Origin of the sequence: Pseudofrankia saprophytica (assembly GCF_000235425.2) — a bacterium.
Lineage (GTDB): Bacteria > Actinomycetota > Actinomycetes > Frankiales > Frankiaceae > Pseudofrankia > Pseudofrankia saprophytica.
In genome coordinates this window covers 30,116-52,160 of record NZ_KI912267.1, presented here as the reverse complement: position 1 = coordinate 52,160, position 22,045 = coordinate 30,116, and the positions used below count along the sequence as shown (strand labels likewise).

17 protein-coding genes are annotated in these 22,045 nt (G+C 72.5%); 15 read left to right on the top strand and 2 right to left on the bottom strand.

Going from position 1 to position 22,045, the window contains the following annotated elements; genetic code table 11:
- Window positions 1-20: 20 nt before the first annotated feature.
- Window positions 21-1,580 (bottom strand): HNH endonuclease, encoded by a 1,560-nt coding sequence (locus FRCN3DRAFT_RS0234780; protein ID WP_106410576.1) that lies wholly within the window; start codon window positions 1,578-1,580, stop codon window positions 21-23.
- A gap of 551 nt (window positions 1,581-2,131) precedes the next feature.
- On the opposite strand from FRCN3DRAFT_RS0234780, the gene FRCN3DRAFT_RS0234775 reads away from it, so the two are divergent.
- The 12 genes from FRCN3DRAFT_RS0234775 to FRCN3DRAFT_RS0234720 all read left to right on the top strand — a co-directional run bounded on the left by FRCN3DRAFT_RS0234775 (window position 2,132) and on the right by FRCN3DRAFT_RS0234720 (window position 15,851).
- A complete protein-coding gene (locus FRCN3DRAFT_RS0234775) occupies window positions 2,132-2,326 on the top strand; it encodes a DUF3046 domain-containing protein (RefSeq protein WP_007513398.1) in 195 nt (64 codons plus the stop codon).
- 243 nt (window positions 2,327-2,569) lie between these two features.
- Window positions 2,570-3,607: a recombinase RecA gene (gene recA / locus FRCN3DRAFT_RS0234770; RefSeq protein ID WP_007513396.1), complete on the top strand. Its 1,038-nt coding sequence runs from the start codon at window positions 2,570-2,572 to the stop codon at window positions 3,605-3,607.
- Window positions 3,608-3,618: 11 nt separating this feature from the next.
- Window positions 3,619-4,179, top strand: coding sequence for a recombination regulator RecX (recX, locus tag FRCN3DRAFT_RS0234765; RefSeq protein ID WP_007513394.1), 561 nt, complete (start codon window positions 3,619-3,621; stop codon window positions 4,177-4,179).
- Window positions 4,180-4,696: 517 nt separating this feature from the next.
- The gene (gene rny / locus FRCN3DRAFT_RS0234760) at window positions 4,697-6,373 is read left to right on the top strand and encodes a ribonuclease Y (protein ID WP_007513392.1); all 1,677 of its coding nucleotides are present in this window, start codon (window positions 4,697-4,699) and stop codon (window positions 6,371-6,373) included.
- 101 nt (window positions 6,374-6,474) lie between these two features.
- Complete coding sequence (gene miaB / locus FRCN3DRAFT_RS0234755; protein WP_007513390.1) at window positions 6,475-7,950, top strand: tRNA (N6-isopentenyl adenosine(37)-C2)-methylthiotransferase MiaB; 1,476 nt, start codon at window positions 6,475-6,477, stop codon at window positions 7,948-7,950.
- Window positions 7,947-8,741 carry a class III extradiol dioxygenase subunit B-like domain-containing protein gene (locus FRCN3DRAFT_RS0234750; RefSeq protein WP_007513387.1) on the top strand — a complete coding sequence of 265 codons (795 nt, stop codon included), beginning with the start codon at window positions 7,947-7,949 and terminating at the stop codon, window positions 8,739-8,741. Before miaB ends, FRCN3DRAFT_RS0234750 begins: the two co-directional genes overlap by 4 nt.
- A complete protein-coding gene (locus tag FRCN3DRAFT_RS0234745) occupies window positions 8,738-9,625 on the top strand; it encodes an alpha/beta fold hydrolase (protein ID WP_007513385.1) in 888 nt (295 codons plus the stop codon). The genes FRCN3DRAFT_RS0234750 and FRCN3DRAFT_RS0234745 overlap by 4 nt, the downstream gene beginning before the upstream one ends.
- Before the next feature lie 103 nt (window positions 9,626-9,728).
- Complete coding sequence (gene miaA, locus FRCN3DRAFT_RS0234740) at window positions 9,729-10,649, top strand: tRNA (adenosine(37)-N6)-dimethylallyltransferase MiaA (protein ID WP_007513383.1); 921 nt, start codon at window positions 9,729-9,731, stop codon at window positions 10,647-10,649.
- 134 nt (window positions 10,650-10,783) lie between these two features.
- Window positions 10,784-11,656, top strand: a complete 873-nt coding sequence (locus FRCN3DRAFT_RS0234735) for an EAL domain-containing protein (RefSeq protein ID WP_007513381.1) — start codon at window positions 10,784-10,786, stop codon at window positions 11,654-11,656.
- 47 nt (window positions 11,657-11,703) lie between these two features.
- Window positions 11,704-12,618, top strand: coding sequence for a diaminopimelate epimerase (gene dapF, locus FRCN3DRAFT_RS0234730; RefSeq protein WP_007513380.1), 915 nt, complete (start codon window positions 11,704-11,706; stop codon window positions 12,616-12,618).
- A gap of 280 nt (window positions 12,619-12,898) precedes the next feature.
- On the top strand, window positions 12,899-14,515 hold the full coding sequence (hflX, locus tag FRCN3DRAFT_RS0234725) for a GTPase HflX (RefSeq protein WP_007513377.1): 1,617 nt from the start codon (window positions 12,899-12,901) through the stop codon (window positions 14,513-14,515).
- A gap of 40 nt (window positions 14,516-14,555) precedes the next feature.
- The gene (locus FRCN3DRAFT_RS0234720; RefSeq protein WP_007513376.1) at window positions 14,556-15,851 is read left to right on the top strand and encodes a hypothetical protein; all 1,296 of its coding nucleotides are present in this window, start codon (window positions 14,556-14,558) and stop codon (window positions 15,849-15,851) included.
- A gap of 45 nt (window positions 15,852-15,896) precedes the next feature.
- On the opposite strand, the gene lexA is transcribed toward FRCN3DRAFT_RS0234720, so the two are convergent.
- Window positions 15,897-16,745 (bottom strand): transcriptional repressor LexA, encoded by an 849-nt coding sequence (gene lexA, locus FRCN3DRAFT_RS0234715; RefSeq protein ID WP_007513374.1) that lies wholly within the window; start codon window positions 16,743-16,745, stop codon window positions 15,897-15,899.
- Window positions 16,746-17,180: 435 nt separating this feature from the next.
- Here lexA and FRCN3DRAFT_RS0234710 point away from each other — a divergent pair, with 435 nt between their 5' ends.
- From FRCN3DRAFT_RS0234710 to FRCN3DRAFT_RS0234700, 3 genes are all read left to right on the top strand, one after another.
- Complete coding sequence (locus FRCN3DRAFT_RS0234710) at window positions 17,181-17,513, top strand: hypothetical protein (protein ID WP_007513372.1); 333 nt, start codon at window positions 17,181-17,183, stop codon at window positions 17,511-17,513.
- A 437-nt stretch (window positions 17,514-17,950) separates the two neighbouring features.
- On the top strand, window positions 17,951-18,475 hold the full coding sequence (gene nrdR / locus FRCN3DRAFT_RS0234705) for a transcriptional regulator NrdR (RefSeq protein WP_007513370.1): 525 nt from the start codon (window positions 17,951-17,953) through the stop codon (window positions 18,473-18,475).
- 146 nt (window positions 18,476-18,621) lie between these two features.
- A complete protein-coding gene (locus FRCN3DRAFT_RS0234700) occupies window positions 18,622-21,684 on the top strand; it encodes a vitamin B12-dependent ribonucleotide reductase (protein WP_007513368.1) in 3,063 nt (1,020 codons plus the stop codon).
- Window positions 21,685-22,045: the final 361 nt, after the last annotated feature.

Genomic DNA, 22,045 nt, shown 5'->3' with positions numbered 1-22,045 from the left:
CCGGTCCATACACAGCCGGCCTAGCAGCGGGTGGCCGACGATGTTGCATGAGGGCGATGATGTTGCATGAGGACGAGGAGCGAGTCATCCCAGCTGAGACGTCCACCGTCGTGGGTCTGTATCGCGTCGGCCGCGACGTCTCGCGTCGCCGCGGCGAGGCAGCCGACGGGCTGGGTACCGACGTCCAGGCACGGGGCCGGGGTCACGACGAAGCCGTCGGGCAGTGTCGCGACGATCGTTCCGTCGTCACGGCGGCTCAGGGTGATCCCCTCGTCATGGATCAGCTGGTGATGGCGACTGCACACCAGCGTCAGGTTCTCCAGATCCGTGTCGCCCTCGTCGGCCAGCCACTCCAGCAGGTGATGCGTCTGAAGCCAGCGGGTGTGGCCGCACCCCGGGTACTGACAAGTGCCCTGGTCACGGGCGTGGACGGCCTCCCGTAGCCGGCGGGTCGGTACCCGGTGCCGCCGCCCGAGCGCGAGCGGGTTCCCGGCCGTGTCCCGGACCAGCGCTCGCATCAGTCCGTCGCAGCCGAGCCGGCGCAGCACCGCCTTGGGCAGGCCGACCTCGGGCTCCGCATCGCAACGCAACAGGCCACGGGCAAGCCTGCTGACCGGATCCGAACCGGTCGCCGCCGTGTTCGGTGGCCGGCCGGTGCTTCGCGGGGGCTCGCCCGTCGGGGCCATCCCATCCCTCGCACGGCCGGTCGGGCCTGCCGGCACGCTCGCGGGGCTCTGGGCCCCCGCCACGCGCTGACCGGTGCTCAGCAGAGTCTCGGCGTCGACATGCACGGTGACCGTGTGGGACGGGCTCATCAGGTCTGGGACAGGCCGGTGAAGGAAGCCCTCAGCCAGCGCCACCAACGCGTCGGCGTCGGCCTTCCGGTCGCGCGGGGCGTTGACGATCGGTCTGTCCGCAGGCGACGCGTCGGCCTCGGCACCAGTCCGGGATGGAGCGGTGTCGTCGAGGCTTGCTCTCGCGGCGTCGATCGCGACGGCCAGCCGGGCGCCCTCCTCCGCCGTCAGCACAGCCTGCAGGCGGAACAGCCCGTCCGCCCGGGTGCTCCAGGTCACCTTCCGTGCCGCCCGCTGCTCGGCCGGATCCGCCGTCAGCTGGTGGTAGCGCGACGCGAGCCGCTCAAGCTGGCCCGCGGTGCAGTGCAGCGCATGCGACAGCCAGGTCTGCTCCGTCGCGGCCTCGGCCACGCGCGCCACGGCGCGCACCTTGGAGTAGGACAACCGTCCCTCGGCGAACGCCGCGCGCAGCGCGGGCAGCTCCTCCAGCGCGCGGGCGACGGCCATATGTTCCTGTGCCGTCCGGATTCCCAGGCCACACCGCCAGGACAGCCACTGCGCGCAGGTCGCCATTCCGAGCCCCGACCAGCCTCGCCGCCGGTCGAACGCGGCCAGCATCATCAGCAGTTGGCAGGTCGCCGCGGCGATTCGTGCCGCCCAGGCACAGATGGCGCGTTCCAGCTCCGTCAGCGGGACCGTCTCGACCTCGGCCACCACTGAGTCGGACGCACCGACAGCGGGCGACTCGGCGCTGAGGGAGTTGATGTCGATCTTCGTGTTGGCCATGGGCACCGCCGGGACAGGGGAGGCGGGCCCCGCGCCCGCCGCTGCCGCCATGGTCGCGTCCGGGTACGACATTTTCGCAGGTCAGCCTGGGGGAGCGAGGTTCGTGAAGGTGGCGAGGTGAGTCTCCGCGCTCATCCGTGTCCCGCCGTTCACCGTCCGCTGTCCGTCGTCCTCTGGCCGCTGTGCTCCGTGTCCGCTGTCCGGCGTCGCCGCCGGTTCCGCGGGCCAGAAAAATGATCTTCGCGTTCCGCGGAACGCGTGTTTCTCCGCGGTCCGTCACACCAGCCGCCCAGAGGTAGCCCCCGGGGAGACGGCGCCGGACATGCGCCGCGGGACAGGCGACCGGCACGTCCGGGTCGATCACCGGGCGAGCGGCTCTCGGCGCGCCGCGTCGGTCCCTCGACCCGTGTCGACAGTGGGACGTGGCGCTCGCGCGGTTGTCCGGTTGTCCGGTCGGCACCGTCGGCCCCCGCCGCCTGGCTTCAGCCGGCTTCGGCTGTCGGTCCAGGGGCGCAGGGTTCACCGGGTGGGCTGGCAGGCACACTGGATCGGTGCGACTCACCGAGTTCTGGGCCCGGATGAACCGGCAGTTCGGCGCCGAATACGCGGAGTCAGTCGCCCGCGACCACGTGCTGGCCAGCCTCGGCGGCGTCACCGTGGAGGGCGCGTTCGCCCGGGGCGAGGACGCGAAGGCCGTCTGGCGTGCCGTGTGCACGGAGTTCGACGTCCCCGCCAGGGAGCACTGAGGCGGTCCCGCCGAGGTCCGGGGGACGCTCCGCGCCCGCCGCCATCGGGGAGGCTGGCCCGTCGGGGAAAACGTGGCGGGTTCGGCGTGTCGAGTTCGAACTCGAACGCGTGTTCGGCTAAGGTTGTCCACATGCGCGCGGTTGTCCACAGTTGCGAGGCGGCCCTCGAAACTGTCGGACCGACCCCCTAACGTCGCCCTCGTGGCCACCAAGACTCGACGACCTCAGCCAGGAGTTGCTCCGATGGCAGGACCCGACCGTGACAAGGCGTTGGACAACGCTCTCGCGCAGATCGACAAGCAGTTCGGCAAGGGCTCCGTCATGCGCCTCGGTGACGAGACCCGCATGCCCATCCAGGTCATCCCCACCGGGTCGATCGCGCTCGACGTGGCGCTCGGGATCGGTGGCCTGCCTCGTGGCCGGATCATCGAGATCTACGGCCCGGAGTCGTCCGGCAAGACGACGGTCGCGCTGCACGCGGTCGCCAGTGCCCAGGCCGCCGGCGGCATCGCCGCCTTCATCGACGCCGAGCACGCGCTCGACCCGGACTACGCGTCCAAGCTGGGCGTCGACACCGACAATCTGCTGGTCTCCCAGCCGGACACGGGCGAGCAGGCCCTCGAGATCGCCGACCTGTTGGTCCGCTCCGGCGCGCTGGACATCATCGTCATCGACTCGGTGGCCGCGCTGGTGCCGCGGGCCGAGATCGAGGGCGAGATGGGTGACAGCCACGTCGGCCTGCAGGCCAGGCTGATGTCCCAGGCGCTGCGCAAGATGACCGGTGCGCTGTCGAATTCCCACACCACCGCGATCTTCATCAACCAGCTCCGCGAGAAGATCGGCGTCATGTTCGGCTCGCCGGAGACGACGACCGGTGGCAAGGCGCTGAAGTTCTACGCCTCCGTCCGCCTCGACGTCCGCCGGATCGAGACGCTCAAGGACGGGGCCGAGGCGGTCGGCAACCGTACCAGGGTGAAGGTCGTCAAGAACAAGGTCGCCCCGCCGTTCCGGACCGCCGAGTTCGACATCGTCTACGGCGGTGGCATCAGCCGCGAGGGCTCGCTCATCGACATGGGCGTCGAGCACGCGATCATCCGGAAGTCCGGCGCCTGGTACACCTACGACGGCGACCAGCTCGGCCAGGGCAAGGAGAACGCCCGCAACTTCCTGCGTGACAACCCCGACCTCGCCGACGAGATCGAGAAGCGCATCAAGGAGAAGCTCGGCATCATCCCCACCCTCGACGACGGCGCCCTGGCGCCTGTCCCCGTTGATCTCTAGGAGGAGAACGGATGACGGCGCCGGTCCCGTCCGCGCACAGGCAGGCTGACGCCGGGCGGGACCCGGTGGGGGTGGCTCGGGAGATCTGCCTGCGGCAGCTGGCCGTTCGGGCGCGTAGCCGGGCGGAGCTGGCGGGGACCTTGCGGCGGCGCGGGGTGGCCGACGACGTCGCGGAGGCGGTGCTCGACCGGCTGACCGAGGTCGGGCTGATCGACGACGACGCGTTCGCGACGGCGGTGGTCTCCTCGGCCCGGGAGAACCGCGGGCTGGCGAGGCGGGGGCTCGCGGTCGAGTTGCGGCGGCGGGGTGTGGACGACGACGTCGCCGCCGCGGCGCTCGCGGACGTCGGCGGCGAGGAAGAGGAAGCCGCCGCCCGCGAGCTCGTCACCCGCCGGTTGAGGACCATGGCCGGGCTGGACCGGCAGGTCCAGCTGCGCCGCCTGGTCGCCATGCTCGGCCGCAAGGGCTACCCGACGGAGCTCGCCGTGCGTGTCGTCACCGAACTGGTCAGCTCGGCGAGCGCCCCTGACGATCACCTCGCGGACGACGCCGACCTCGGCGACCTCGACTAGTGGGAGCTACCGGGTCGGCCTAAAGGCCGGCTCGGCGCCGGCGAAGGCAGACCAGCCTCTGGCCAGGGCCGGCGGTCCGGACATCCGGTATTTCTTGACCTGGGAAAAGTGGCCGACCTACTCTCAGCAACGGTGCGAGGACTCCCGCGGACAACGCGGTCGCGATAGTTGGCTAACTACACACGAGGGCAACCTTGGCGCTCCGTGGCGCTGTCGGGGCCCGGCTGTGGCGTGAGGACATGCGTCTGCGCCCGGTTGGCGCTCGGCAACGCTCAGTGGGCGCTGGCTGTGCAGTGAAGGTGCGGCCGCGCCTTCATCCGCCCTGGTGGACGCCGCCGTCTGTGGTGGGTCCTTCGCCGCTCCGGTCCGTTCTTCGGGAACTGGCGGGGTCGGCTTCGTGTTCGCCGGCCTATGGCTGGCTTCCTGGTGGGCTGGATGGCCCGGGGAGCAGCTTCCTCGTCGAGATCCGTGCGCGGAACGGACGGGGACCCGGCTCCCCCTCCCGGGAGGAGCAGCGGTGGTCGGCGTGCTCGTGGCCCTCGTCGCGGTGGTACTGGTCGCCGTCGTCACCCTCGTCGTGGTCGCCGCGCGGCTGATCCGCGCGGGCGCTCGCCCGGCCGAGACGCCCCACGCGTCCGCCGACGCACCGGCTGGCGCCGACGCCCAGACCGCGGCCGCGCTGCTGGCCGCCCAGGCGGACGCCGCAGCCAAGGCCGAGACGGCCACCAGGGAAAAGACCGAGGCGGCCGCCAGGGAGAACGCCGAGGCGCTTGCCCGCAGGCTCGCCGAGGCGGAGCGCGACCGGGCCGAGGCCGCCCGGCGCGAGGCGCAGGCCGAACGCGACAAGGCCCTCGCCGACCTGCGAGGCCGGCGCGAGGAACTGCGCGACTGGGACAGTCGCCTCACCCAGCGTGAGGCGCGGGTCGAGGAACGGCGGGCCGCCCTCGAGGACCAGACCCGCCGGATCGAGTCCCGCGACCGCGAGCTCACCGAGCGGGACGCGGCGCTCGCCCGCCGGGCCAGGGAGGCCGACGACCTGGACGCCCGTCGGGTGGCCGCCCTCGAACAGGCCGCCGGGATGACCTCGGCGGAGGCGCGGACCGAGCTGCTGGCGGTCGTCGAGCAGCAGTCCAGGCTCGAGGCGGCGACCCTCGCCCGGGAGATCGAGGCCCGCGCCGAGGAAGAGGCTCAGGATCGGGCGCGGCGCATCGTCACCCTGGCTATACAGCGGGTCGCCGCCGAGCAGACCGCCGAGTCGGTGGTGTCGGTGCTGCATCTGCCGGGCGACGAGATGAAGGGGCGGATCATCGGCCGGGAGGGCCGCAACATCCGCGCCTTCGAGTCGGTCACGGGCGTCAACGTCCTCATCGACGACACCCCCGAGGCGGTGCTGCTCAGCTGCTTCGACCCGGTGCGCCGCGAGGTCGGGCGGATCACGCTGGCCGCGTTGGTGGCTGACGGCCGGATCCACCCGCAGCGCATCGAGGAGGAGTACGAGCGCGCCCAGCGCGAGGTCGAGGCCCGGGTCGTGCGCGCCGGCGAGGACGCCGTCCTCGACGTCGGCATCGGCGACATGCACCCCGAGCTGATCGTGCTGCTCGGCCGCCTGCGCTACCGCACCAGCTACGGCCAGAACGTGCTGGCCCATCTCGTCGAGTCGGCGCACCTGGCCGGCGTGATGGCGGCCGAGCTGCGCCTCCCATTGGCCGTCGCCAAACGCGGCACGCTGCTGCACGACCTCGGCAAGGCGCTCACCCACGAGGTCGAGGGGTCGCACGCGCTGGTCGGCGCCGAGATCGCCCGCCGCTACGGCGAGCACGAGGACGTCGTCCACGCCATCGAGGCGCATCACAACGAGGTCGAGCCCCGCTCCGTCGAGGCGGTCCTCACCCAGGCGGCCGACGCGATCTCGGGCGGACGGCCCGGCGCGCGCCGGGACAGCCTCGAGTCCTATGTCCGCCGACTGGAGCGCATCGAGCAGATCGCCGGCGAGCGCCCCGGCGTCGAGCGGGTGTTCGCCATGCAGGCCGGCCGTGAGGTCCGGGTCATGGTGGTCCCCGAGGAGGTCGACGACTCCGCCGCCCACCTGCTCGCCCGCGATGTGGCCCGCCAGATCGAGGACGAGCTCACCTATCCGGGCCAGATCCGGGTCACGGTCGTCCGCGAGACCCGCGCCATCGAGACCGCCCGTTAAGCCGACGGTCTGGAAGTGCGCTGGCGCGCGCGTCCCGACCATCGCCGTACGCTGGTCGGGTGAGTGACCGTAGGTACCAGGTACGCACATTCGGGTGTCAGATGAACGTGCACGACTCCGAGCGGATCTCCGGACTGCTGGAGTCGGCCGGGTACGTCCCGGTGGCGGATGGCGAGACCCCGGATCTCGTGGTGTTCAACACGTGCGCCGTCCGGGAGAACGCCGACAACCGGCTGTACGGCAACCTCGGTCAGCTTTATCCGACGAAGAAGGCCAACCCGGGCATGCAGATCGCCGTCGGCGGCTGCCTCGCGCAGAAGGACCGCGGCACGATCACCCGCAAGGCGCCCTGGGTCGACGTCGTGTTCGGCACCCACAACCTGCACCGCCTGCCGGTGCTGCTCGAGCGGGCCCGGCACAACGCCTCGGCCCAGGTCGAGATCGCCGAGGCGCTGGAGGTCTTCCCCAGCTCGCTGCCGGCGCGCCGGGCCAGCCTCGCCTCGGCCTGGGTCAGCATCAGCGTCGGCTGCGACAACACCTGCACCTTCTGCATCGTGCCCAGTCTGCGCGGCAAGGAGCGCGACCGCCGCCCCGGCGACGTGCTCGCCGAGGTCGAGGCTCTCGTCGCCGAGGGCGCCCTCGAGATCACCCTGCTGGGCCAGAACGTCAACTCCTATGGCCGCTCGTTCGGCGACCCGGCCGCGTTCGCCAGCCTGCTGCGTGCCTGCGGCCAGATCGACGGCCTGGAGCGGGTCCGGTTCACCTCGCCGCACCCGCGTGACTTCACCGACGACGTGATCGCCGCGATGGCCGAGACGCCGAACGTCTGCCCGCAGCTGCACATGCCGCTGCAGTCCGGTTCGGACGCGGTGCTGCGCCAGATGCGCCGCTCCTACCGGCGTGACCGTTACCTCGGCATCGTCGAGCGGGTACGCGCCGCGCTGCCGGCCGCCGCGATCACCACCGACATCATCGTGGGCTTCCCCGGCGAGACGGAGGCCGACTTCGCCGACACCCTCGACGTGGTGCGCGCCGCCCGCTTCTCCAGCGCGTTCACCTTCCAGTACTCGCCGCGTCCCGGCACCCCCGCGGCCACGATGGACGACCAGGTCCCGCCGGAGGTCGTCGCCGAGCGCTATGCCCGGCTCGTCGCGCTGCAGGACGTGGTCTCCCTGGAGGAGAACCGTGCCCAGGTAGGCCGGGTCGCCGAGGTGCTCATCGCCGAGGGGGAGGGCCGCAAGGACGACGCCACCGGCGGTCGCTCCGGCCGGGCCCGCGACGGCCGTCTGGTCCACCTGGGCCCCGACGCCAACTCCAGAGCCCGCTCGGGCCTGCCAGGTTCGGCGGCGGGTGACGCGGCCGTGCTCGCCGAACTCGCGCGGCTGCGCGCCGGCGACGTCGTCACCAGCGTCGTGACCTACGGCGCCCCGCACCATCTGGTCGCCGACGGCGCGCTGCTCACCGCCCGCCGCACCCGCGCCGGGGACCTGTGGGAGGCCAACCGCGCGGCGCCGGCCCGCCCGTCGGTCAGCCTCGGCATGCCCAGCCTGGGCGCACCCTCCGCGGCGGCCAGGTGACGCTCGTCGCCGCGGCGGTCTGCCCGCATCCACCCCTGCTCGTACCCCAGGTCGGCGCCGGTGAGCCGGTGGCCGCGCGGGAACCGGCGCTCGCCGCCGTCCGCCGGCTGCGCGCGGCGAACCCCGACGTCGTCCTCGCCGTCGGCGACGACCCGGAGGCGCTCGCGACCGGTTCCCGGCCCTACGGTCCGGACGCGGTCGGCGACTTCCGCGGCTTCGGCGTCGACTTCCGCGTCCCCCTCGGGCCGCCGGCCGGCGCCGGGCGGGCCGCCGCGGGGTCCGTGAACGCCGGCACAGACGTGGGCACGGACGGTCGCCGGCTGCCGTTGTCGCTGGCGGTCGGTGCCTGGCTGCTCGCCGAGACCGGCTGGGAGGCGGCGCGCCGCGGGCTCGGCGTGTCCCCGAAGGCCGAACCGGCCGAGGCCGCGGCGCTCGGCGGCGGGCTGGTGGCGGCCGCCGCGGCGGCGGGGGAGCGGGTCGCCCTGCTGGTGATGGGTGACGGGAGCGCGCGGCGGACGGCGAAGGCCCCGGGGTCGCTCGACGAGCGGGCGCAACCGTACGACGAGATCGTCGGGCGGGCGCTCGCGGACGTGGACCTCACCGCCCTGCTCGGCCTGGAGCCCGGACTCGCCGCGGACCTGCTGGTCGCCGGTCGGGCTTCCTGGCAGGTGCTTGCCGGCGCCGTGCGCGCCGCCGGTGCCGCGGGGTGGACCGCGGACCCGCTCTACGCCGACGCCCCCTACGGCGTCGGCTACTTCGTGTGCGTGTGGGAACGGGGAGGTGCCGCGTGACGGCGTCCGCTGCGCAGCCGGGCCCACCGCGGCGCACGACGGTGGCCGGTCTGGCGGCGCTCGCCGCCGGCCAGGACGACCTCCCCACCGTCGTCATGCTGCCGGGCTACACCGGCAGCAAGGAGGACTTCGCCCCCGTCCTGCCGCTGCTGGCCGCCGCTGGTCTGCGGGCCGTCGCGGTCGACCTGCGGGGGCAGTACGAGTCCGTCGCCGACGCGGACGAGCCGGACAGCCAGTTCGCCATCGACGCCCTCGCCGCCGACGTGGCCCTCGCCGCCGCCCAGCTGGGTACGCGGGTGCACCTCGTCGGGCACTCCTTCGGCGGGCTGGTGGCCAGGGCCGCGCTGATCGCCCATCCGGCGGCGATCGCCTCCGTCGTGCTGCTCGGATCCGGCCCGGCGGCGATCGTGGGGCCGCGCGGGCTGGCGCTGCACGCGATGTTCGCCCTGTATCGACAGGCTGGGCGCGCCGGGGTCTGGGAAGGTGTGCGCGCCATCGACACCACCGTCCGGCCGCCGGCGGAGGCCGAGTTCCTGCGCCAGCGCTTCTTCGCCAGTTCCGAGCGGGGGATGCTGGCCATGGGGGAGGCGCTGCTCGCCGAGCCCGACCGGGTCGCGGACGCGGCCGCCGCCGCCGCGGCGCACGCCATTCCCCTCCTGGTCACCCACGGCGTCGGCGACGACGCCTGGCCGCCGGCCATGCAGGCCGACATGGCGACCCGCCTCGGTGCCCGCTACGCCGTCATTCCCGACGCGCTGCACTCGCCCGCGGCCCAGAACCCCGCCGGCACGGCGGACGTCCTCGTCGGCTTCGTCCGCGACGCCGTCGCCGGATCGTCCACGGAGACGCTCCCCGCCTGCGAGGCCACCGCCGAGGTCAGCTGAACGGTCGGCCGAGCTCAGCCGGCCCGCGCGCCGCTGAGGCGAGCCAGGGCGCCGATCTCGGCCGGCGGGCTCGCGGAGCGGTGCGCGTGGCAGGCTTGAACCTGTGCGACAGGATGATCGGGGGCGCGGCGGCCGGGTCGTCGCGATCGTCGGGCCCACCGCGGCCGGCAAGAGCGATCTGGCGATCGACTTCGCCGCCTCGCTGGGCGACGGCGTCGCCGAGATCATCAATGCGGACTCGATGCAGCTCTACCGCGGGATGGACATAGGCACGGCCAAGGTTCCGCCGGCCGAGCGGCGGGGGATCCCGCATCATCTCCTCGACGTCTGGGACGTGACCAGGACGGCCGACGTCGCCAGCTACCAGCGGGACGCCCGCCTCGTCGTCGACCGCCTGCTGGCCGAGGGGCGGGTGCCGGTCCTGGTCGGCGGATCGGGCCTGTACGTGCGGGCCGTGCTCGATGAGCTGGAGTTCCCCGGCACCGACCCCGTGGTGCGGGCGAGGCTCGAGCAACGGCTCGCCGAGGACGGCCCGGCGGCGCTGCACGCCGAGCTCGCCGCCGCCGCTCCCGAGGCGGCGGCGGCGATCCTGCCGACCAACGGCCGGCGGATCGTGCGGGCGCTCGAGGTCGTCGCCCTGACCGGCGGATTCACCGCCACGTTGCCCGAACACCGGTCGCGCTATGACGTGGTCATGATCGGCGTCGACCGGGAGGATCTCGACGCGCGGATCGCGCTGCGGGTCGACCGGATGTGGGCGGCCGGGTTCCTCGACGAGGTCCGCGAGCTGGACAAGGTTGGGCTCTCGACCGGCCGGACGGCGTCGCGGGCACTCGGCTATGCCCAGGTGCTCGGCTGGATCTACGGCGAGTTCGCTTCGTCCGAGGACGCCCAGTCCGCGACGGTGACCGCGACGCGCCGCTTCGCGCGTCGCCAAAGGTCATGGTTCAAGCGTGATCCACGGATATTCTGGCTTGGCCAGCCCGATGTCGGCACCGTCCGCCGCCTGGTGGGCTCGCTCTGATATTGGCAGGGCCTCCGGGTGAAGCCTCGTGACAGTGGTGCGCCCGTCGGCCTGACGTACGACCGACCGTTCCCTCGCTGTGGTGCGCCAGCGGAGGCATGGCTGGTCCATCCCGGCGTCCGGGAGAGGCCTGCGTGACCGAGCTCGACCTAGCGCTCATACATGCCTTGTATGCCGCCTTCGATGACGGCACCCTCAGGTTCTCCTTCGAACCAGAGGTGGATCTGCGCACCGGATCCGTCCCCGGCATGACGGCTCGCCTCCAGTGGGCTCACCCCGACCGGGGCCTGCTCGACACCGGAGACGTCCGCGCCATCGCCCGGTTCGCGGGCCTCGCCGACCAGCTCGACCTGTGGGCGCTACGGGCCGCCATCACCGAGTGCCGCACCTGGCACCGGATGGCGGCCGGCACCCACATCCGCCCGCCCAGGCTGTGGCTGCACGTCGGCTCCCGTCAGCTCGCCCGGCCGACGTTCGCCGCCGAGGTGACCGCACTCGTCCGCGACCGGGGTGCCCTGCCCCCGGGCGCCGTCGGGCTCGCGTTCACCGAGGAGACCCTGGGCCGGGCGGCGCCGTCGCTGCCGCGCCTGCTCGCCGGGCTGCGCACCAGCGGCGTCGCGGTCGCGGTCCGGGCGTTCGGCAGCTGGATCGGCTCGCCGGCCACGCTCGACCTGCTGCCGCTCGACCTGGTCCGCGTGGACGACCGGTTCCTGCGAGCCACCCTGCGTGACCTCGAGGGCGAGGCGGTCTTCGCCTCGATGGTCGCGCTCGCGCACCGCCGCCACGCCGTCGTGCTCGTCGACGGCGTCGACACCGCCCGGTTCGCCGGCCGCGTCGCCAGCCTCGGCTGCGACCGCGCCGCCGGCCCGGTCTTCTGCCCGCCCCTGCCCGTCGACGACGCCCGCCTCCTCGCCCTGGGCCGCGGCCGCCCCACCCACACCCGCCACCCCCCTTCCCCTGGCACCCCCGGCCCCGCCGCTCCCTACGACATGCAGCCCACCGCCTGACGACGCCGGGCCCGCGGCCCGGCCCGCCACCGCCGTACGCTTCTGGGGTGCGGTTCGTGAAGGGGCATGGGACGGGTAACGACTTCGTGATCGTGCCGGATCCGGACGGTGACCTCGACCTGACGCCGGAGCTGGTGCGGGCGCTGTGTGACCGGCGGACCGGTGTCGGCGCCGACGGGGTGTTGCGGGTGGTGCTGGCCGCGGCCGACCCGTGGGCCTCCGCGCGGTCCGCGGCGTGGGCCTCCCAGGCCGGGACGCCGGCCGAGGCGGCCCGCTGGTTCATGGACTACCGCAATGCGGACGGGTCGCTCGCCGAGATGTGCGGCAACGGGCTGCGGGTCTTCGGCCGGTATCTCGTCGACGCCGGCTACGAGCCGCCCGGCCTGATCCCGGTCCTGACCCGGGCGGGTGTGCGGGTCGCGGACGTGCCCGCCGAGGGTGCGGTGACGGTCGAGATGGGGCCTGGGTTGGTCGGCTCCGCGGGCGCGGCGACCGTGACGCTCGCCGGGCGGACCTGGCGGGCCACCCCGGTGTCGATGGGCAACCCGCACGCGGTCTGCTTCGCCGACGACCTGAGCCCGGCGGGCCTCGCCGCGCTCGACCTGACCAGGCCGCCGGACGTGCCGTCGGAGGTGTTCCCGGACGGCGTGAACGTCGAGATCGTCGTCGGCGCGCCGGACGCCGTGGCGATGCGGGTGTACGAGCGGGGCGTCGGGGAGACGCTGTCCTGTGGGACCGGAGCCTGCGCCGTCGCGGTGGCCAGCGCCACCCGGGCGGGCCTGGGACCGGGGGTGGCGGTGCCGGTGGCGGTGCCGGGCGGCCTGCTGACCGTGCTGTGGGACGACGACCAGGTCCGGCTGCGCGGCCCGGCCGTGCTGGTCAGCGACGGCCTGCTGCGCCAGGACTGGCTGGCCGCCGCCGCGGGGGACAGCCGGTCCGCCGTGGCCGCGGGGCTCGTCTAGGCCGCCGGCCGCGGCCGCGCGGCTTCGGACACGGCCGTGCCGGCGCGCCGGGCCGTGGTCCTGCGCGGAAATCCCGTCGCGGGAGCACGCCGGGCGTGGCACGCTACCGTCACCGAAGGCGTGGCGGTTCCCGCGTCAGCGGGGTGAATGCGTGGCCCGCGCCAGCGGGGTGAAGACGTGGATCGTGTGCCACCGATCCTGGACGCACATCCCGGACAACTAGGCCCGACCGGCCACCGCGCGGAATCGAGTGCGGGCCGGTCGTGTTGGAACGGACGGTATGAGTCTTCCCGCTGAATCCGCAGTGACCAGCCCGACCCGCGAGCCCAGCTCTCCCATTGATTCCGTGAGCGGGATCGATGCGGACGGCGGCGCAACGCGGGGCGACGGGAACATTTCCGAGGCGGTCGCCAGGGTGCTGACGGCCGACTCCGGCGCCGCTGAACCCGCCGACACCGTCGGACCGGCGGACACCGCCGCCGACGCCGGTGGCGCGATCACGCTGCCGGGTCTCGGTTTCTACGATGACGCCGGCGACGAGCTGGCGGTCGAGGAGCGCGACGCGCTTCGCCGGATGCCGGGGCTCACCACCGAGCTCGCCGACGTCACCGAGGTCGAGTACCGCCAGCTGCGCCTGGAGCAGGTGGTCCTGATCGGTGTGTGGACCACCCGCTCGATCGAGGATGCCAAGACCTCGATGGCCGAGCTGGCCCAGCTGGCGGAGACCGCCGGCTCGGTGGTGCTCGACGCGCTCGTCCAGCGCCGGGACAAGCCGGACACCGCGACCTACGTCGGTTCCGGCAAGGCCAAGGAGCTGGCCGAGGTCGTCCGCGCGGCCGGGGCCGACACGGTGATCTGCGACGGTGAGCTCACTCCGGGCCAGCTACGCCAGCTGGAGGAGGTCGTCAAGGTCAAGGTCATCGACCGGACGGCGCTCATCCTGGACATCTTCGCCCAGCACGCCACGTCCAAGGAGGGCAAGGCGCAGGTCGAGCTCGCGCAGCTGCAGTACATGCTGCCGCGGCTGCGAGGCTGGGGTGAGTCGATGTCCCGGCAGGCCGCGTCCGGTGGCCGCGCCCCGATCGGTACCCGCGGCCCCGGTGAGACGAAGATCGAGACGGACCGGCGCCGGCTGCGCGCCCGGATCTCCCGGCTGCGGCGTGAGCTGCGCGAGATGGAGACCGTCCGCGAGACCAAGCGGTCGGCGCGTCGGCGCGGCGCGGTGCCTTCGGTGGCGATCGCCGGTTACACCAACGCCGGCAAGTCGTCGCTGCTCAACCGGCTGACCGGCGCGGGCGTGCTCGTGGAAAACGCGCTGTTCGCCACGCTGGACCCGACGGTGCGCCGCGCGACGCTGCCCGACGGCCGGGTGTTCACGCTCACCGACACGGTCGGCTTCGTCCGCCACCTGCCCCACCAGATCGTCGAGGCGTTCCGCTCCACGCTCGAAGAGGTCGCGGACGCGGATCTGATCATCCATGTGGTCGACGGCTCGCATCCGGACCCGATCGGGCAGCTCTCGGCCGTGCGCGAGGTGCTGAACGACATCGACGCCGGCGACGTGCCCGAGCTCATCGTGGTGAACAAGACCGACATCGCCGACAAGACGACGGTCGCGGGCATCAAGCGGATCGCTCCCGACGCGGTGTGCGTGTCGGCGCGGACGGGTGCCGGCCTGGAGGAGCTGGTGGAGGCCCTGGCCGCCCGGGTGCCGCACCCGCAGGTCGAGGTCGACGTCCTCGTCCCGTACAACCGCGGGGATCTCGTCGCCCGGATCCACGAGTCCGGTGAGGTTCTCGACCAGGCGCACACCGCGACGGGCACCGAGCTGCGCGCTCGCGTCTCCGCGGGCCTGGCCGCCGACCTGGACGCCTTCCGCCAGAGCGTCGACGCCTAGGGCGCATCACCGCCACGGCGCCTGTCGGTAGGTTCGTGGCGTGGCCGTGGAGGAATCGGGCAAGGCGGACAAGCCCGGTTCGCTCGGGCTGGCCGCTGTCATCGGCGCGGTCGCCGGGCTGTCCCTCGCCACTCGGTGGGGTGCGCTCCCCATGATCGCGGCGGCCGTCGTCGGTGGCCTGCTGACGACGGTGTCGGAGGCGGTCGCGCGGGCGCGGCAGCGTCCCGGCCAGATCCCCGCGTTGTGGTCGCGCATCGTGATGAGCACCGCGATGGCGGCGCCCCTGGCGTGGGCGCTGGCGGCGGTGACCGGGGCCGGGCCGGTGGTCGTGGGCCTGGTCGCCGGCGCGCTGGCCGGCGCGCTGGGGCTCCGTCCGCAGAAGGTGGTGCTTGGCCCGCTGGTGGGGCTCGCCATCGGCTACGGGTGCCGGCTGCTCTGGGGCGACGTCCCTGCCGCGATCGTCGGCGCGGCCACCGTGCTCGCCTTCCGGACCGTGTCGGCGGCGATCTTCCGGGACCCGCAGGTGATGATGCTCGCCGAACGGGTCAGCCCCGCGGATCTGCCGTTCGTGGTCCCGCTGGTGGCGCGGACCCGCTATGTCGGGACGGGCTACGTGCGCGACCTGGCCGAGGTGCTCGGCGGCGACTACCAGGCCGCCGCCCCCGACGTCGGGATCGTCGCCTCGCTGGACGAGCTGGCCGGCCCCGAGTTCGATCCCGCGACCGTCGCCCCGCTGGTGCGGGAGTTCTACGAGCACACCACCCGGTTCACCCTCGACATCGTTCCGCGATGGCGGTTGTGGGTGCGGCCCGGCTACCTGCTCTACCGCACCGTGCTCGCGCGCCCGCTGGGGCAGGCGAACGTGCCCATGAACCAGCGAGAGGCGCAGCGTGGGGTTCGCAGCCGGATCGACACGATCAGCGGCACCGACGACGGCACCGTAAGCATCCGGGGCTGGATCAGGTCGTACGTCGACAACGACGAACCCATCTACGTGGGGATCTACACGACCTACCGCCGGGACGGCCGCGGCTACGTCAGCGTCGGCTTCCCGCTGCCACAGGCCAGCTTCACGGCCACCCTCGCGCCGACCGCGCGGGCCGGCGGCGGGCTGGTGCTGTCCAGCCGCGGCGACCTGGACCAGCCCGGGCACTATCTGACCTATGTGGACGCGGAGACGAAGGAGCTGACCGCCGCGGCGGTCCACGGCTTCGCCGAGCAGCTCGACGTCTACCTCGAGGACGGCGAGCTGCGAGCCGAACACGAGTTCTGGGTGTTCGGCCTGCCGTTCCTCGTGCTCCACTACTCGATCCACCGCAAGGCCGAACTCGGCTAGCCGAGTTCGGCTAGCCGAGTTCAGTCTCAGCGCCTCACGGAGTGCTCAGACGCGGCGCATGACGGCGACGACGCGGCCGAGGATGGTGGCGTCGTCGCCGGGGATGTCGTGGAAGGCCGGGTTCTCCGGCTGGAGCCACGCGTGGCCGTCCCGGCGGCGCAGCCGCTTGACGGTCGCCTCCCCGTCGATCAGGGCGGCGACGATCTCGCCGTTCTCGGCGACCGGCTGCTGGCGGACCGCCACCAGGTCGCCGTCGCAGATCGCCGCGTTGATCATCGAGTCGCCGACGACCCGGAGCAGGAACAGGGTGCCCTCGCCGACGATCTCACGCGGCAGCGGCAGCACGTCCTCGACCGCCTGCTCGGCGAGGATCGGCCCACCGGCGGCGATCCGGCCGACCAGCGGCACGTAGGCGGTCGCCGCCTTCAGCGAGTCCTGCTCGCCGGCCTCGCGGGCGAGCGCGTCGTCGGCCGGGCCGAGCGTGTGCACCCGCAGCGGGCTCACGCCGCCCCGGCCCCTGCCCGCGCCGGCCGTCTGCCGGGTCTTCGGGATCGGCCTGACCGGCCGGCCACCCTCGGGGGAGACCACCTCGATCGCCCGCGGCCGGTTCGGGTCGCGGCGCAGCAGGCCCTTGTCCTCGAGCATCCTGAGCTGGTGCGCGACGCTGCTGGTGCTGGTCAGGCCCACCGCCTCGCCGATCTCGCGCACGCTCGGCGGGTAGCCGCGCCGCTCGACCGCGTCACGGATCACCTCGAGCACCTTGCGCTGACGGGGAGTCAGGCCGTCGTCGTCGACGGGGCCGTCGGGGAAGGCGCGTACGGTGCCGTCGCTCTCCTCGTCGCCGCTGGCCGACGGGCGTCCTGCCCTGCGCGGCCCCCTGCCCTGCGTGGTCATGGCCTAGGTTCTCCCTCGCTCAAGGTCATGGTGCGGGACCGGGCCGCCGGCTTCTCATCGGCCTCACCTGTGGATAAGGGGAGCCGGGTTGCGCCCGATCGTGTGACGACCGTAGCCCGGTGGCGCGCGAATCTCAAACAGGCGTTCGAGCGTGTCTGCGTGCTCTGTCGGCCTTGTGCATGTAAGAATCGACCATCAGTTCGAAGCGGGCCCTGTCCTCGTCCTGACTTCCGCTACCGGCTACTGCCGCCGGTGGTCGCCAGTTGTAGATCTTGGGCTACCTTCCCGATGGCCCCAGATGTCTGCCGGGGATGTCTCCCTCGATGACCGGTCGCCACGGTTCTTCGAGGGCTCGCGCCCCGGACCCCCCGACGTTGGTTGAGCTTCGCTCGACGAGCTGTGCCGGGTAATGGCCCGGCCGCTAGGAGGTTTGGCGTGACGAACCCGCGTGGGGCCACCCTGGTCCCAGGGCGCCCGGCCCCGCGACAGCCGGACGGCGCCGATGTGATCGCCCTGCCCGTACCGAGCCGTCGTCGGTCGGCGAACGCCGCCCCGCCGGCGGTTCCCAGCCCGCTCGCGCGGGCTGTCGCCGCCGAGCACCCGGTCGCCGGCGCGAGGTTGGACCGCCGGCGGGCGGGACGGCCGGCGCCCGCGCTGAGGCTGACCGGCCGCGGCCGGGCCGTCGCCGGGCTCCTGCTTGTCCTCGCTGTCTGGGGCGCCACCAGCGCCGCATGGCTCGCCGTTCACTGGGCGCTCGCCGCCTTCTGACCGGCGGCGTCCTTCCCTGGCCCGACGCCCGCGCCGACCACCCGGTCGGCGCGGGCGTCGGGCTGTCGGCATGTGACGGTTCGTCGCGAACCTGCTGCTTCTCCCCGTCTGGGCGGGTGGGATCCGACACGCGCGGGGGGCATGCTCACGGGTGATCCGGGTATGCGCTACTCTGGCAGCACAACATCTTGTAGTTACATACCTGTAAGTAGTCCACAGCTTGTAGTTGCGGAATAGCTAGCCGCGGAACGGCAGCGTTCCGTGGGAGCTGTGGAGACCGTCCCGACGGTGCGCGGTCGCGCTCGTGGGAGCTTCCCCGGCCAGGTCGCCATGCCCTGCGTCAGCCATGCCTCGGGAAGCAGGGACGGGGCCGAAGCGTGGACGCGTTCTCTCGCGTGCGTGGTTGTTCCTACAGGGGTCTGACGAAGGGAGGAGCCGTGCGGTGTCCGTTTTGCCGGCATCCCGACAGCCGAGTGGTGGACAGCCGGGAAGCCGATGAGGGCGCGGCCATCCGGCGCCGCCGGGCGTGCCCGTCCTGCGGGCGGCGGTTCACGACCATGGAGGAGGCCTCGCTGCAGGTGCGCAAGCGCAGCGGTGCCGCCGAGCCGTTCAGCAGGGCCAAGGTCGTCGCTGGTGTCCGCAAGGCCTGCCAGGGCCGTCCGGTGAGCGCCGAGGACCTTGCCAGGCTCGGTCAGCGAGTGGAGGACACGGTCCGCTCGTCGGGCGCCGCCGAGGTCGCTGCCGAGGATGTGGGCCTCGCGATCCTCGGGCCGCTCCGTGAGCTCGACGAGGTCGCCTACCTGCGGTTCGCGTCCGTCTACCTGTCGTTCGAGTCGCTCGCCGACTTCGAGCGGGCGATCACTCAGCTGCGCGCCGACCAGGCCGGGCAGGCCGACCAGGCCGGGCAGGACCTGCCGGACGACGTCGTCGCCGTCACCTCGCCCGGGTCGCCCAGACCCTAGGCCTCAAGGCCGCATCCTTCGGCCGTATCCGGGTCCCGCGGCCGCCGGCTCTGTTCGGCATGCCCGCGATCCGCCCCAGAGACGACTTCCAAAGACTTCAGAGCCAAAGACGACCAGAGCAAAGACGACCAGAGCTGAGGAGTGTCATGACGGAGACCCGCGGCACGAAGCAGAAGGCCAGCTCCAACGGGAAGGCCGCCTCGGCCGTCGGGAAGCCCGCCTCCCTCGCCGGCGCGGTGAGCGAGGCCGCGACCGTCCCTGCCGCTGGCAGCGGTGACGGTGGCGACGGCCCGGCCGGCGAGACCGGTAAGGGCGGCGGGACCGGCAAGGCCGGAGGGACGGGCAAGGCCGGCGCCGCCAGGGCCGCCGGCCTGCGGATCGAGCGCCGCAACACGACGGCCGGTGTGCACCCGTACGACCAGGTGACCTGGGAGCAGCGGGACGTCGTCATGACCAACTGGCGGGACGGCTCGATCAACTTCGAGCAGCGCGGCGTCGAGTTCCCGGCGTTCTGGTCGATCAACGCGTCGAACATCGTCACCAGCAAGTACTTCCGTGGCGCCGTCGGCTCCCCGCGGCGCGAGTCGTCGCTGCGCCAGCTGATCGACCGGGTCGTCGGGTCATACGGAAAGTCCGGCCGCGAGAACGGCTACTTCGCCTCCGACGAGGACGCGGAGATCTTCGAGCACGAGCTCACCCACATGCTTCTGCACCAGATGTTCAGCTTCAACAGCCCCGTCTGGTTCAACGTCGGTACCACGGCGCCTCAGCAGGTATCCGCGTGCTTCATCCTCGCGGTCGACGACAACATGGACTCGATCCTGAACTGGTACCGCGAGGAAGGGCTCATCTTCAAGGGCGGCTCCGGCTCGGGGCTCAACCTGTCGCGGATCCGGTCGTCGAAGGAGCTGCTGTCCTCGGGGGGGACGGCCTCCGGGCCGGTCAGCTTCATGCGGGGCGCGGACGCGTCGGCGGGGACGATCAAGTCGGGTGGGGCCACCCGGCGGGCCGCGAAGATGGTGGTGCTGGACGTCGACCACCCCGACATCGTCGAGTTCGTCGAGACGAAGGCCCGCGAGGAAGACAAGATCCGCGCGCTGCGTGACGCCGGGTTCGACATGGACCTGGGTGGCAAGGACATCGCGTCCGTGCAGTACCAGAACGCCAACAACTCGGTGCGGGTCACGGACGAGTTCATGCGTGCCGTCGAGTCCGGCGCCGCGTTCGACCTGCGCGCGCGCCTGGACGGCCGGGTCATCGAGTCCGTGGACGCGCCCGCGCTGATGCGAAAGATCGCCAAGGCCGCCTGGGAGTGCGCCGACCCCGGAATCCAGTACGACGGCACCATCAACGACTGGCACACCACGCCGGACGCCGGCCGGATCTCGGCCAGCAACCCGTGCAGCGAGTACATGCACCTGGACAACTCCAGCTGCAACCTGGCGTCGCTGAACCTGATGCGCTTCCTGCGCGCGGACCGCACGTTCGACGTCGAGGGGTTCGTCTACGCCGTCGAGATGATCATCACCGCGATGGACATCTCGATCTGCTTCGCGGACTTCCCGACGCCGGAGATCACCGCGGTCACCCGGGCCTACCGCCAGCTGGGCATCGGCTACGCGAACCTGGGCGCCCTGCTCATGGCCAGCGCCCGCGCCTACGACTCCGAGGGCGGCCGCACACTCGCCGCCGCGATCACCTCACTGATGACCGCCACCGCCTACCGCCGCTCCGCCGAGCTCGCCGGCGTCGTCGGCCCCTACGACGGCTACGCCAGGGACATCGACAGCCACCGCCGGGTGATCCGCAAGCACGCCGCGGCCAACGACGCCGTGCGCTCCGGACATGTCGAGGACGCCCGGGTCCTCGCCGTGGCGTCGAAGGAATGGGAGAAGTGCCTGGCGATCGGTGAGCGCAACGGCTGGCGCAACGCGCAGGCCAGCCTGCTCGCCCCGACCGGCACGATCGGCCTGGCGATGGACTGCGACACCACCGGCATCGAGCCGGACCTGGCGCTGGTGAAGATGAAGAAGCTGGTCGGCGGCGCCAGCATGAAGATCGTCAACCAGACGGTGCCGGCCGCGCTGCGGGCGTTGGGCTACGCGGAGGAGACGGTCGAGGCGATCGTCGAGTTCATCGCCGAGCACGGCCACGTCGTCGACGCGCCCGGCCTGCGCCCCGAGCACTACGAGGTGTTCGACTGCGCGATCGGTGAGCGGGCGATCGCCCCGATGGGCCACGTCCGGATGATGGCCGCGGTGCAGCCCTTCCTGTCCGGGGCGATCTCGAAGACGGTGAACATGCCCGAGTCGGCCACGGTCGACGAGGTCGAGGAGATCTACCTGGAGGGCTGGCGGCTCGGCCTGAAGGCGCTGGCGATCTACCGGGACAACTGCAAGGTCGGCCAGCCGCTGACCGACGTGCGGGGCGCGAAGCGGTCGGCTGACGAGGCGAAGGCGATCGCCGACGCCGTCGCAGGCACGATCGGGACCACCCTCGCGGCCACGCCGACCACCCTGGCCGACCACCGGCCCGTGCGGCGGCGACTGCCGAAGATCCGGCCGTCGCAGACGGTGTCGTTCTCGGTTGGCGGGGCCGAGGGGTACATGACGGCCGGCTCCTACCCGGACAACGGCCTCGGCGAGATCTTCGTCAAGATGTCGAAGCAGGGCTCGACACTGGCCGGCGTGATGGACGCGTTCTCGATCGCGATCTCGATCGCTCTGCAGTACGGCGTGCCGCTGGAGACCTACGTCTCGAAGTTCATCAACATGCGCTTCGAGCCGGCCGGCATGACCGACGACCCGGACGTCCGGATCGCCCAGTCGGTGCTGGACTACCTGTTCCGCAGGCTCGCGCTGGACTACCTCTCGGATGAGCAGCGCGCCGAGCTCGGCATCCTGACCGCCTCCGAGCGTGCCCGCCAGGTCTCGACCCAGTACGGCGGGGTCGCCGCGCCCGACGACGAGGACCTGACCGCCACCGAGTCTGGCCCGACCGCCGCCGCCCGGCCGGCGCCGGCCGCGGCGGCGCACGCCCACGGTCCGGAGTTCGTGGAGCTGGAGCTTCGTTCCGCCGCCCCCGGCCAGTCGCTGCTGGCCCAGACGGCGGTCGACGCCCCGCTGTGCTTCACCTGCGGAGTCACGATGCGCCCGGCCGGCAGCTGCTACGTCTGCGAACAGTGCGGCTCCACCAGCGGCTGCAGCTGACGCGGCATTCCGTGGGGTAGGTGATCATTCACCTACCCCACGGTCTTCCTACCCGTCGCTGCTACATCGACGGATGTCGGGTCCAGGGTCGGCGCGGCCGGGTCGGAGGACGGCCTGTGGGCCATGGCGTCAGACCGTGGGTCTGGCTGCCTGTCGACGTTCCTGCCCGCCCGTCGCTCCGCTCCGCCATATTCTGGATCGTGCGGTAGCGGAAACTTAAGTTTCAATATTTCGATCTTGACTTTGTTGAATCACGAGTCTCCGAGGCCGGTCGAGCGTCAAGATCGAAATGTGCTGTATATGCACGCTGGGGTGCGATATCTGCCAAAGTTCTTGACCGGGCAGGAGCGAAAACTGAGAA